General features: G+C 48.1%; 10 protein-coding genes. 9 read left to right on the plus strand and 1 reads right to left on the minus strand.

Annotated elements, in window-relative coordinates:
* Window positions 1-106: 106 nt before the first annotated feature.
* From NFR28_RS02525 to NFR28_RS02565, 9 genes are all read left to right on the plus strand, one after another.
* Window positions 107-1,843 (plus strand): glucose-6-phosphate isomerase, encoded by a 1,737-nt coding sequence (locus NFR28_RS02525; RefSeq protein ID WP_251178256.1) that lies wholly within the window; start codon window positions 107-109, stop codon window positions 1,841-1,843.
* Between the two features lie 9 nt (window positions 1,844-1,852).
* The gene (hypF, locus tag NFR28_RS02530; RefSeq protein ID WP_251178257.1) at window positions 1,853-4,288 is read left to right on the plus strand and encodes a carbamoyltransferase HypF; all 2,436 of its coding nucleotides are present in this window, start codon (window positions 1,853-1,855) and stop codon (window positions 4,286-4,288) included.
* 73 nt (window positions 4,289-4,361) lie between these two features.
* Window positions 4,362-4,592 carry a HypC/HybG/HupF family hydrogenase formation chaperone gene (locus NFR28_RS02535; protein WP_251178258.1) on the plus strand — a complete coding sequence of 77 codons (231 nt, stop codon included), beginning with the start codon at window positions 4,362-4,364 and terminating at the stop codon, window positions 4,590-4,592.
* 3 nt (window positions 4,593-4,595) lie between these two features.
* Window positions 4,596-5,699, plus strand: coding sequence for a hydrogenase formation protein HypD (gene hypD, locus NFR28_RS02540; RefSeq protein WP_251178259.1), 1,104 nt, complete (start codon window positions 4,596-4,598; stop codon window positions 5,697-5,699).
* Window positions 5,700-6,282: 583 nt separating this feature from the next.
* Window positions 6,283-7,431: a serine/threonine protein kinase gene (locus tag NFR28_RS02545; protein WP_251178260.1), complete on the plus strand. Its 1,149-nt coding sequence runs from the start codon at window positions 6,283-6,285 to the stop codon at window positions 7,429-7,431.
* Between the two features lie 274 nt (window positions 7,432-7,705).
* Entirely contained in the window at window positions 7,706-8,839 is a 1,134-nt protein-coding gene (locus NFR28_RS02550; RefSeq protein WP_251178261.1) for a DMT family transporter, read from the plus strand.
* Between the two features lie 41 nt (window positions 8,840-8,880).
* Complete coding sequence (locus NFR28_RS02555; protein WP_251178262.1) at window positions 8,881-9,441, plus strand: hypothetical protein; 561 nt, start codon at window positions 8,881-8,883, stop codon at window positions 9,439-9,441.
* Between the two features lie 255 nt (window positions 9,442-9,696).
* Window positions 9,697-11,004: an MFS transporter gene (locus NFR28_RS02560; RefSeq protein WP_251178263.1), complete on the plus strand. Its 1,308-nt coding sequence runs from the start codon at window positions 9,697-9,699 to the stop codon at window positions 11,002-11,004.
* A gap of 234 nt (window positions 11,005-11,238) precedes the next feature.
* Window positions 11,239-11,850 (plus strand): TetR/AcrR family transcriptional regulator, encoded by a 612-nt coding sequence (locus NFR28_RS02565; RefSeq protein ID WP_251178264.1) that lies wholly within the window; start codon window positions 11,239-11,241, stop codon window positions 11,848-11,850.
* A 96-nt stretch (window positions 11,851-11,946) separates the two neighbouring features.
* Here NFR28_RS02565 and NFR28_RS02570 read toward each other — a convergent pair whose 3' ends face one another.
* On the minus strand, window positions 11,947-13,065 hold the full coding sequence (locus NFR28_RS02570) for an IS1249 family transposase (RefSeq protein WP_251178265.1): 1,119 nt from the start codon (window positions 13,063-13,065) through the stop codon (window positions 11,947-11,949).
* Window positions 13,066-13,081: the final 16 nt, after the last annotated feature.

Genomic DNA, 13,081 nt, shown 5'->3' on the forward strand with positions numbered 1-13,081 from the left:
TACAAAGCACTGTGTCAACAGTTGCTTTTGGTGTGGTTTGCTAGAATAGCACTATTGCATGCACCGTAAGGTGCGAGGAGTCCCACGGTAACGAAAGAAGGATGCCATGCTCTCAGGCGACATGGAAAAACTCTATCCGTCTGCAAAGACCCTGGTAAAAGACTGCGTTGCAAGTAGAATTCATGCAAAAGATGCATCGCTTTATGACTTTTCCGAGCAAGCTATGGCTTGCGCAGAAGAATACATGGGCTGGACTGACTTGGCCAGCAATCCGCCTTTTCCTCTTGAGCAAATTCAGGCGTTTGCCGACTCTATCATTGCTCAGGGGCTGAAGACGGTTTTGTTGATTGGCCAGGGTGGGTCAACTCAAGCGCCCATGACTATCACCAAATACAACAAGCCCGATTCGTCGCGCATTGCGTTTCGCACGCTTGATTCAGATTCGCCCGTACGCATGCGCGCTTTGCTGGCGGGCATAGATCCGCATACTACGCTTTTCATCATCTCTTCTAAAAGCGGAGGCACCATTGAACCGCGTATGGCGCTTCAAGCTGTGCGCGATATTATGGCTAATAAGATGGCACCTGAAGAACTGACAAAACACCTTGTTGCCATTACTGACCCCGGTTCAGACTTAGAGCGTATTGCACGCGAAGAGGGTTGGGCAGCAGTTTTTTCTGGAGAAACAACCGTAGGTGGACGCTTCTCGGCGCTTTCGGTGTTTGGACTTCTTCCAGCAGCATTGGTTGGCATTGACTTGAAAGAGTTTATGCAACACGCACTTGACGCTGAGCGCCAATGCTCTGAAGACGCCATTGATAATCCCGCTATTGTGTTGGCGGCATTTTTGTATGACAACTACATCCAAGGTCGCAATAAGTTCTCGTTCTTAACTCAAAAGCGCGGCCGCGTGCTGGGTTTGTGGATTGAACAGCTGGTTGCTGAGAGCCTGGGCAAAGAGGGTCAAGGCATTCTTCCTAACATTGAAGTTGATACATTGCTTCTTACTGAAGACCCCGGTGATCGCAGTGTTATTACGTATCTGACTAAGACAGACCTGTGGGATGAGCGCCGCAATTTTGAGATGAGCTTGTCCTATATTGATCCGGCAATTCCTCGTCAAAACTATAAGATCAACTCGGTAGAAGAGCTGGCAGAGCATTTTGTTTTGTGGGAATACGCTATTGCCATGTGCGGCTATCTCATGAAGGTGTGCCCCTTTGATCAACCTGACGTGGCTTCTGCAAAAGCTGTTGTGCTTGACATTTTGCGCAATGGGCAGCCTGATCCGAGTTTTACGGAAAACTTCATTGGGCATATCAATATGGGCGATGCCGAGGTGCGCCTCTCAGCTGACTTTGCGGATCAAACCACTATCGCAGGTGCTCTTAAGGCGCTGTTAGGCAGCATACAGCACGGGGACTATTTCGCTCTGAATGCGTTTTTGCCCTTTACGGGCGAAGGAAGGCGTGAAGCGCTTGAATCAATTCGCCACGGTGTTGCTGAGAAGCGCGGTGTGGTTTCGTGCTTGGAAGTTGGTCCGCGCTATTTGCATTCAACGGGTCAGCTGCAAAAGGGTGGCCCAAACATTGGTGTCTTTTTGATTTTGTCGGCCGATGAACTGAAAGATATTCCGCTGAGCAACGAAGCGGAGAGTTTGGGTAATTTGGCTAAAGCGCAGGCAATTGGAGATTTTGAGACGCTTGCTACGCGCGGACGCCGCTGCATTCACCTCCATTTGCCCGACAATTCGGGTGTGACACTGCGTGCACTTGCGGTCATCATCAACAACCTTTTGGAAGAACTTGAAGATTTTGTTCCTGCCGAGGAGCTGTGCGAATAGGAGTCTGTTATGAAAGAAGCGCTTGACATCCAGGTCAAAGGGGTGGTTCAAGGTGTTGGATTTCGTCCTTTTGTTTACCGGCTTGGCAAGCGCTTTTTAATTACGGGCTGGGTATTGAATGGCGTAGATGGCGTATCCATTCATGCTGAAGGTGAAAGCAAATTACTGGATGAATTTGTTATCGAGCTTTCTGAAAATGCTCCCGCTGCTTCGCGCGTAGAAGAGATAGATCTCAAAGAAGTTCCTCTTGAGGACTTTGATACCTTCGAGATTCGCTTTTCTGATGAGGCTGCTACCGACAAAACCACGCTTGTTTCGCCTGATCTGGCAATGTGTTCAGAGTGCGAAGAAGAGCTTTTCAACCCAAATAATCGCCGTTATCGGTATCCCTTTATCAACTGCACTAATTGCGGGCCGCGTTTTACTATTACTGATAGGCTCCCTTATGATCGCAAGCATACGTCCATGAAAGACTTTGCATTATGCGAACGTTGCGCCCACGAATATGCTGATCCGCTGGATAGACGTTTTCATGCACAACCTGATGCGTGTTTTGAATGTGGACCGCATCTTTCATGGTGTACACATGAAGACGGCGATATAACCGCTCCATTGACGCCGCTTATGTGGGGGCTTGATAGAGCGCAAAGCGATGAGATTATATCTTGTGCACTTGATTTGCTTTTTGCAGGCAAAATTTTGGCTGTTAAGGGACTTGGCGGCTTTCATTTAGTGTGTGATGCTCAAAACCCAGAGGCGGTAGCATTGCTGCGCCAGCGCAAACATCGTGAGGGCAAGCCATTTGCTGTTATGGCTCCTTCGCTTGATGAAGTTCGCAAATATTGCCAGGTCAATTCTGCAGAGGCCGAAATACTGCAGTCGGCGCAGCGGCCTATTGTCTTGATTCGCAAACGACCTGACGCTTCTTTTGTTCCCCAGCTTGCAGACAAGCTTCCAGAGCTTGGTGTGATGCTGCCCTATACGCCGCTGCAACAGTTGCTCCTGCATGATTTCAAAGAGCGCGGCGGTTCTCTTCTGGTTATGACTTCAGGTAATATTTCCAACGAGCCCATTGTTACCGATGATGAGCAAGCTTATGAACACCTCTTTGCGGTAGCAGATGGGTTTATTGGCAATGATCGCGCTATTCTCGTCCGATTTGACGATTCGGTTGTACGCGTCATTAGTGCAGCAAGTGCAGGAGATGCGGTGCAGTTTGTGCGCCGAGCTCGCGGTTATGCGCCTATGCCGCTTACGCTCTCTTCGTCTCTTCGAGAAACGCAAACGCAAGAGATGTTAACGCCTCCCTCTATTTTTGCAGCAGGACCCGAACAGAAAAATACTTTGACGCTCACGCGCGAAAATGAAGCGTTTGTCTCGCAGCATATCGGAGATGTTGAAAACGCTGAAACATTTGATGCGTGGCTTGCTACTAAGGCGCGCTTTGAGGAACTCTTTGACATAACGCCGCAGGTGATTGCGTGTGACCTGCATCCTGAATATCTCACCAGCAAGTGGGTGGGTGAACAAGATGTACCTGTGGTTTTTGTGCAGCATCATCAAGCTCACATTGCTGCAGTATTAGGTGAGCATGGTTTGTTCGGACCGGTTTGCGGTATTGCTTTTGATGGTACAGGCTATGGTCCTGATGGCGCTTTGTGGGGCGGGGAAGTGCTGCTTACTAACAGTTGCGCTTATGAGCGTTTCATCAATTTCGCTTATGTTCCTATGCCGGGTGGTGCGGCGTGCATCAAGCATCCGCTGCGTATGGCATATGGCGTCTTATGGGCGTTTGACCTGCTGGAACATCAAGGAGCAGCAGCAAGCTTGGCGCTGCTTGGAGAGCAAGCCACCATCTGCGATCAGATGATAGAGCGAGGCATCAATACACCCATGACATCGTCAGTAGGACGCCTTTTTGATGCGGCAAGTGCGCTTTTGGGGGTGTGTGTTGAACCAACTTATGAGGGTGAGCCCGCCATTTTGCTTGAAGCGTGCATGGAGACGCTAGATGCCGCCCAGGACGCAAAACTTACTAAAGCAGCAGATGAACGCATCTACGAGATTCAAGTGGTTAAAAACACCGCTTCGGCACATTCAACTGCTCAAGATACTTCGGTGGTGCTTTTTGATGCCGCAACATGCTTTGAGGCGCTGCTTGATGATATGGCTCAAGGAGTGGAGCTCCCTGTGATAGCGCGACGCTTCCATAACGCTTTTGTCCAGGCCATTGTGACGGCAGCAGAGTTGGCAAGAAGTGTATATGACATTTCGCTTGTTGCGCTTTCGGGTGGTGTCTTTATGAACCGATATCTCATTGAGCACTCGCTTGAGGCGCTTGAACAGGCAGGATTTACCGTAGCAATCAATCGAGAGCTACCACCTAACGATGGCTGCATTTCTTTTGGCGAAGCTGTGGTAGCATGGGCATCAAATCCTGAATGAGCATGCGTTATTTCGCGAGCACACACATAAGCAGTAAATATGAAATAACCAAGAGTGTGAAAAGAGAAACCCTATGTGTTTAGCTATACCTGCCGTTATTGTTGAGAAAAAGGATAACGGCTTAGCAGAAGTTGATATTTTGGGCGTCAAGCGCGATATTGCACTTGATTTAACACCGCAAGCAGAAAAGGGTGATTACGTATTGGTGCATGCTGGTTTCGCCATTGAAGTGGTGGATCAACAATATGCACAAGAAACGCTTGATCTCATTAAGCAATTCCCTGAGCTTGCTGAACAGGAATAATTCATGACGTCTGTATCTTCTTCTTCGCTTGACTTAGACGCTTTCAAAGATCCTGCGCTGGCGCTTGGTCTTGTTGAGTCCATCAACAAGCTTGCACCCGCTGAGGGCATGACGCTCATGGAAGTGTGCGGCACTCATACCGTGTCCATTGCACGCAACGGCATTCGTGATCTTATGCCGCAAAATACCCGACTTGCAAGTGGCCCGGGGTGTCCGGTTTGCGTTACATCAAATAAAGATATTGATACCATCATTGCACTTTCACGTGTTGAAGGGGTAACAATTGCAACATTTGGCGATATGACGCGTGTCCCGGGATCAACCTCGTCGCTTTTGGAAGAACAGGCAAAAGGCCGATCGGTCCAGATTGTTTATTCTCCACTTGACGCATTGAAGCTTGCACAAGAAAACCCTGATCAGCAGATTGTATTTGTAGGTGTTGGCTTTGAAACTACCACACCTTTGGTGGCCATGGCCATAAAGCGCGCTGCTGCATTGGGGCTTGAAAACTTTAGCGTATATGCTGTGCATAAGAATATGCCGGGTGCCTTAGAAGCAATTGTGAATGATCCGCGCGTAAAAATTGATGCACTTATTTTACCCGGGCATGTGAGTACGATTATCGGTGCAAAACCATATGAGTTTTTGGCAAAAAAATATGGCATACCTGGTGTTATTACGGGATTTGAGCCCAATGACATTCTGCAGGGTGTTGCTATGCTTGCGCGACAGTTGCATGAAGGCCGCGCCGATATTGAGATTGCGTATGCGCGCGCTGTTTTGCCTGATGGAAACCCAATTGCTCGAGCAGCAATTGATGAGGTGTTCGAGACGTGCACCACTACATGGCGTGGTCTTGGCGAAATTGCTGATTCGGGCTATAAAATTCGTCCAGAGTTTAAGCAATTTGATGCAGTTGCTCGTTTTGCTCCTGAGGTTGAGCCGACCTGTGAGCCGAAAGGATGCAAGTGTGGCGACGTATTACGAGGCGCAATGTCTCCTCATGAGTGCCCTTTATTTAGGAAGGTCTGCACTCCGGAGAATCCTGTAGGTCCGTGCATGGTGAGTAGCGAAGGAAGCTGTGCGGCATATTATCGCTACTATTAATTCAGGGTAGGTTGCAAGGGCTGTAATAGGTGACATACCATGCGTATTCGCGTGCGAGACGTGCATTTTTGAGCACATGCACAAAGTGGTGAGCCTGTGAAGGAATTTGCTGTGTCCTGCTGTGCTCAAAAAACTCTATAGATTATCTAGATAGTAAGAATTTGTGCAACCTCACATCGTTTTAATTATGCAAAAAATAATGAATAAATGCATGAAGCTATAAAAACATACTAATGTTATTAGTGTCATTTGTATCAGATTTGGTAAATATGCGATATAGCCTCGATTTAAGCCACGTGGTGATGAACAGAGGTCTCTCAAAAATTGTGCACATGCACAATAATAGATAGAAAAACAAACAAATTATAAGGTCATTTTCTGTTGCGGGTGATCAAAAAAGATGGTATAACTCTAGTCACCGGCTAAAGCAGCACATGATGTATTGCTTCTTAATCTCAACTTGTTCGTGCCGATAATAGTTGAGCATATGATGATCTTCATGTTGCTGATGCTAGCTGATACACAGAATTGTGTGTAAGCCTATAGGCAGCACCGAGAGAGCTGCCAGAGAAAGGAGACTGTCATGGCGAAGATAGTCAACTCTTGGAACGACTGGGATCCGCTAAAGCACGTCATCGTTGGCCTGTGCGACAACTCAGTTATTCCTCCGGAGGAGCCCGCAACCTCTGAGAAGGTTCCGGTAGACTCTGAGATGCGTGGTATGTGGGGCTTGCGCCCGCTGCGCACCGTTGAGGTTGGTAATGCTTGCCTCGAGAACCTCGTTAAGGCTGTTGAAGAGCGCGGCGTTGTTGTAGACCGCCCGACTCCTCTTCAGTGGAACCAGGCAATCGGCACGCCTGACTTCCGTAATGACTCAATGATGACCTGCATGCCGCCTCGCGACATCCTGCTCACCGTTGGCCCGGAGATCATGGCTTCAGCTAACTCATTCCGTTGCCGTTACTTCGAGTATTTGGCCTACTGGCCGCTCATGATGAAGTACTTCGAGGAAGACCCCGACTTCATCTGGACCCAGGCTCCTCGTCCGCGCCTGACCGACCGTTCTTACAAGCACAACTACTATGACGAGAAGATCTCTCTGGAAGACCGCCTCGTTCGTACGGCTAACAAAGACTTCGTTACCACCGAAGTAGAGCCGATGTGGGACGCTGCTGACCTTATGCGTATGGGCAAGGACATCTTCATTCAGCATGGCCTGACCACCAACCGCACCGCTATGGACTGGTTCCAGCGCTACTATCCGGACTATCGCATCCATGCGGTTAACTTCCCGGGTGACCCCTATCCGATCCACATCGACGCAACCTTCGTTCCGCTGCGTCCGGGCCTGATCATCAACAACCCGGTTCGTCCGCTTCCTGAGGATCAGCGTCCGATCTTTGAGGCAAACGATTGGCAAATCGTAGAGGCTGCACAGCCTGCTCATGACACGCCTCCTGAGTTCTGCTACTCATCAGTATGGCTGTCAATGAACTGCCTCGTACTCGACCCGAAGACCGTTATCGTTGAGGCTTCTGAGGTTAACGAGCTTGAGCAGATGGATAAGCTCGGCATGAACGCTATCCCGGTTGATCTCCGTGGTGCTTATGCATTCGGTGGCGGCCTGCACTGCTCAACCGCTGACGTTTATCGTGAGGGCGAGTGCCTCGACTACTTCCCGAACCGCGTACCTGACTCAACCCTGGTACGTCCGGAGATGTGGAACGACTAGTCTAGCCGCTTAACGCTAACTTTGCTTGATATTAGATTTTGATATCAAGTCTTATGAAAGGGGGATCTGGTTTCACAGCAGCCAGGTTCCCCTTTTGTCTAACTTAATCCGTATTCCCGTTGCTAGTTTTCAAAGCTGAGGTTGAAAGCTGCTGAACTTGGGGATGACCGAGCGAAGCGTCGCGTCGTAATCTTTTAAGGAAAAGATTACGAGACGAGGCTTGGATATTTGCATCGGGGTACGTATACATTGCTACTGGTTTTAAGGAGGACCAATGGCAGAGAATAAGAATCTCAACACCTCGTCTTCGTCAGGATCTGACGGATATCAGATGAAAACAAATCTGGGCGTTATTGCAATGCTCATCTCGGCAACAGGCATGGGTCTGGTACCGTTGTTTAGTCGTTGGGCAACCCGTACTGATATGTTTGACGGCACGCTTGGCTTGAATGGTTCAGACTCGATCGGTGCGCTTATGGCGTGCGGTCGTATGGGTATGGGCTTTGTCTTCTTTTTGGTGTTGATGGTAGCAACTCATAAAGTAGATACGTTTAAAAAGCTTAAGCTGACCCCCGCAATTGCTTTGGGTGGCTTAATGATTGGTATGTCACTTGCCTGCTATGTAACTTCCACATTGATGACCACTGTTGCAAATGCAGTATTGTTCATTTATACCGGTCCGGTAATCTGCACATTGCTTGCACGCATCTTCCGCAAGGAGCCTATGAGTGCTTTGCAATGGATTTGCTTAGCGGTTGTGTTCATTGGTATGTTGTTCGGCGAAGGCCTGCTCGGATTTGGTGTTGGCGGACAGGCATTTGGTCTTGACTTTAACTTGGCTCCATCAACTCCCGAATTCCCACAAAAGCTCGTTGGTGACGCATTTGGCTTACTCTCTGGCGTTTTCTATGGTGCATCCATGTTCTTTAATGGATATCGCAAAGATGCTGATACCACTGCTCGTGGTGTTTGGAATTTTCTCTTTGCTGTTCTTGGTGCGGCAACTATCACCGTCATCATGAACATTGTCGGAATGCAGCCTGGCATGGAGAACTGGATTACTCAGGTTAACTTTACTGCATTTAACTGGGCTGGCGCTATTCTTCTGTGGATCGTTTGCGGTCCGCTTGCGTTGGGCTTTTTGTTGGTTGCTGGACGTAACCTCAATGCTGCTGACTACTCAACTATTGCCTATTGGGAAGTTCCTGTGGCAATCGTTATTGGTCTTGCTGTATTCGGTGAGGCGATCACTGTTAACACCTTCTTGGGTATCGTGCTCGTAGTTGCAGGTGGTGCAGTGCCTTCAATCAAAAACATGGTTCAAGGCAGGAAACAAAAGCAAGAGGATGAAATTTCTGCAAATCTTGCTGCCAAGATTCAAGAGCAAGAAGAGCTTGAGAATCTGTAAAACCTACCTGGCAATAGACACAGAAGAGGAAGTTGATCCTTATGAAGATTACCAAACGCCTGACCCATGTTCGCGAAGAGCTGAATTTTGAACCAGCGCAAAGCGAAGAGCAACTTGCAGCAACTTTTAAGGCTGCTGGAGTGCAAGGATTTGCAGCAGAGCTGGACATTATGGAGCGAACAGAGAACCACGTACAAATGATGGAACTTGATTCGTTCCTTGGGTTCGTAAAGGCAACAGGTCTTAATGCGGTAACGTATGACGTAACGTACTTCCCGCATGCAGATCAAGCCGAAGTTGACTATCAAATTCGTCAGCTTGCTCGTGATCTGGAGATCAGCCCTGAAGTTATCAAAGAGGTATGTGCAAGCGAGATTAACGAGTATGTTCGTCTTGACGCTGAGCGTGATGTATCGTTGCCCGTACATAGTATTGTAGAGGCATATTATGGAGGTACCGCCTTTGCATGGTATGGCATCAACGAGTATCCGCGTTTGAAGCGAATCTTGCTTGAAAAGCTTGTACAAGGTGGCAAGAAGGCTGAAAAAGAGTTTATTGATAAAGCAAGTAAGGCCCAAGTAGAATATATGGGTGACTTCTAGGAGCTTTGAACCCGCATCGGTGTTATGCCGGTGCGGGTTTTTCTTGCTACCACAGAGACGTGAAGAAATTGTTTCATGTCCCTGCACTAGTCGCGCTATGTATTTGCGTATAATGAAAAAACATTGCGCCGCACTGGTGTATACCAAATGAATATTTCGGGACTTCAGGTAAGGAGGGTTGAGGTATGAGAGTGATGCTCGCAGAGCCATCAACTTATGAAGCAGACGAAGCAGTTCATTTCTTAGGGGATTATCATGAAAGCTAATCATGACAGTGAGGCGAATGCAACAATTCGCCGTGTTGCCGTATCTTCGTTCTTAGGCAACTTTATTGAGTGGTTTGACTATGCCACGTATTCGTACTTCGCAATTGTTATCGCCGCGGTTTTCTTTCCCGGTGAAAACGAAACGCTTGCTTTGATGCAGACGTTCGCAATCTTTGCTCTTTCGTTTTTGCTGCGTCCTATTGGCGCCATTTTCTGGGGCAGCATGGGTGACAAGAAGGGCCGCAAATGGGCACTTTCTACCTCTATTTTCTTGATGACAGGCGCCACTTTCTGTATCGGTCTTTTGCCAGGATATCTTGCTATCGGCTTGGCAGCTCCCGCTTTATTGCTTGTTCTTCGTATGATTCAGGGCTTCTCAGCTGCTGGAGAGTATGCAGGTGCAGCAACATTTTTGGCTGAATATGCGCCAGCTGACAAGCGTGGTTTGTATTGCTCGCTCGTGCCGGCTTCAACGGCAACGGGTCTTTTGGTAGGTTCTACTTTTGCAACGGTTATGTATATGGTGCTTCCAGATGCTGCAGTAAATGATTGGGGTTGGCGTATCCCGTTCTTGCTTGCAGGTCCGCTTGGTTTAGTTGCGCATTATATCCGTACCAAATTGGAAGACTCGCCAACATATCAGCAGATGCAAGCCGATATGGGCAAGCAAGACGACTCGAATCATCCCATTCGCGACCTCTTTAAGCATCACCTGAAGGTGCTCATCATCTCGTTTGGTGCTTGCATGCTGAATGCGGTTGGCTTCTATGTTGTTCTTACTTACCTTCCGGTTTATTTGGAAACAACAGTTGGCATGGATCCTGGTGAGTCTTCGCTCATCACAACAATTTGCTTGATTGCATACATCGGGTTCATCTTTATTTCCGGTCATCTTTCGGATACCTTTGGCCGCAAGAAGATGCTCATCATTGCATGTGTCGGCTTTATTGTGGTGACTGTACCTGCCTTTATGCTGCTCAATACGATGCAGTTTGTTACGGTATTGCTGGTAGAGTTGGTAATGTGTCTGCTGTTGACCATCAACGACGGTACGCTTTCTAGTTATCTGACTGAAACGTTCCCAACAGCAGTTCGCTATACCGGTTTTGCCCTTTCGTTTAACTTGGCAAATGCATTGTTTGGCGGTTCAGCTTCGTTTATCTCAACGTGGTTGATTGACGTTACGCAAAACAACCTTGCTCCGGCATGGTACATGGTAGGCATTTCGGTTATTGCTCTGATTGCAATGATTGCTTCGCACGAGCATACAGGCAAGGAATTGTCTGACGTCGAATAACTCCAAGGTAGCCTTGTTAATGTGCACAACGAAACTGTCTACTTTTGTGTTGAAAGATGACTGAATAGGTTCTCGCTGTGTGTATAATATGGGTGTCGGCTTTTATAAGCTGGGTACGTGAGTTATAAGTTGACATTATGATTTTCGTGCTGCAAGCGCCGTTCGAAAATTCGAACGGCGCTTTTTATTATTCGACTAAGGCTCAGATTATTGCTGAAAGAAGGGAGTGTCCGTATGACAGAAACATCACAGACTCCCAAATCACTCAAAGCGCAAATTACCAGAACGTCGCTTGTATTAGCTGCGGCGGCACTCTTGCGCGAGCAGGGTCCAAAAGCAGTTACCTATCGAAAGGTTGCCCAATGGGCAGGGGCGGCGTCGTCTTCAGTTGGGTACTATTTTGATTCGGTGACACAGCTGCTCCATGAAGCTGGTCGCTACAACATTCAACTATGGGCAGAACGCGCCGAGAAAGTTGCAGCCACCGCTGAAGCGCTTCCTCCTGAGGCTTGCAGAGAGCGTGTGGTAGAACTTTTGATTAAAGCATGTCTCCCAGATGCAACAGTGACTCCTTCAGCTCACTATGCACAGCTTATCGCTGCAGCAGAATCAAGCGTTGTAACAGAGGCCTATCAAAAGGGGAGAGTCTCCTTAGATGCTGCTATAGATCGTATTCTGCATTGTGCAGGAATTACTAATATGCCTCCGCGTATGGTGGGCACTATTGTTGACGGCGCTGCTGTGGCGGCAATTTCTGAAGGATATGATGTCATAGAGTTTGCGACACAGCTTTTACAAGAGGCGCTTTGTGTATATCAGCAGGCTGCAGAAGCAGAGGACGCATAAGGTACGCTTTCTAAAAATAGTAATAATCAAAAAACGTGCGCGGCAATTATGTCGCGCACGTTTTTTGGGTTATAGGACAAAAAGTGTGTCTGGAGGCTACTCTGTCGAATAGGGATAGACAGTCTTGTGATGAAGCTCTTCCCAGACCAATCCCTCTCCCCACCGAGGTGCTCCGCTATCCGGTTTTTGTGGAGTGCCATATATTTCGTAAAGCAGATCTATGTCATCGTCTGTCGGCATCTCTTTTAGTATTTCTGATGCCGACAGACGGTTCTCTGTCTTCATATAGCACCACCAAAACACAGCTTTGATCCTTCTTGTCAAAGACATTCCGCGATGATTTCTAAGAAGAGATCTAAGGGGTGCGTTTACACCGCCTTCAATACGGTTATTGGTTTTTGGCAGTGATCCTTCTAGACAAAGTTTGGGATCAAGATAGGTAAAGAGGGTTCCTTGGTTGCTTAAGGTCACAAGGGAAGACCTCGCTTTTCTGAGACGCTCATGGGTATATACGAACCTTCCTTCGATATAGCTTTTCTCTTCTAGAAAGTCACTCCAAAACGAACACCACTGCCCAAAACGTTCAACCCACCAGTCGACCTGAGCCAAGGTGTCTAGATGCATGAGCTCTTTGGCAAGACCGTAAAGCTCCGCTCCTGCAAGCAGATTGGGACGTGATGTTGTATAGCGCTTCACTTGAGAAAACGCATGGAACAGACATCTCTGGATGCGCGTGTTAGGCCAAATGTGTCGGCACGCCTTTGCAAAACCGCTCCCTCCATCAGTGACAACAACCTCAGGTGGAGCGATATAAGACATCAAAGCTTCCCAGGCATGCGATGTCTCTGCCCGACACAGATACCAAGACAAGACATGTTCATCGCTGCAGGCAATAAGCACACAAACGTTTTTAGCCAGATATATCCCATCCACATAGACAACGCGATGTACCTCCCCTGTGCAGGAGGGCATAGGCCATATATCCCAAAACTTAGAGGTGCGACGTCTGAAGGTACGCCCGCAGCCAGGCATATCCATTTGGGTGTCTTTTGACATAAGCCATGACAAGAAGGCGGATAGATCCCGCTCATCGGTGTTTATGGAGTGGGTTGTCGAAGATCCACAAACAAGACAGCGCCACCTTTGTCTACCTGATTTGGTCTTGCCATTTCTTTTCATGGAGCCGCCACATACAGGACAGGTTTTGCTCTTCATATCGAAACCCTTCAAA

Origin of the sequence: Adlercreutzia agrestimuris (assembly GCF_943193125.1) — a bacterium.
In the GTDB taxonomy this organism is placed as follows: domain Bacteria; phylum Actinomycetota; class Coriobacteriia; order Coriobacteriales; family Eggerthellaceae; genus Xiamenia; species Xiamenia agrestimuris.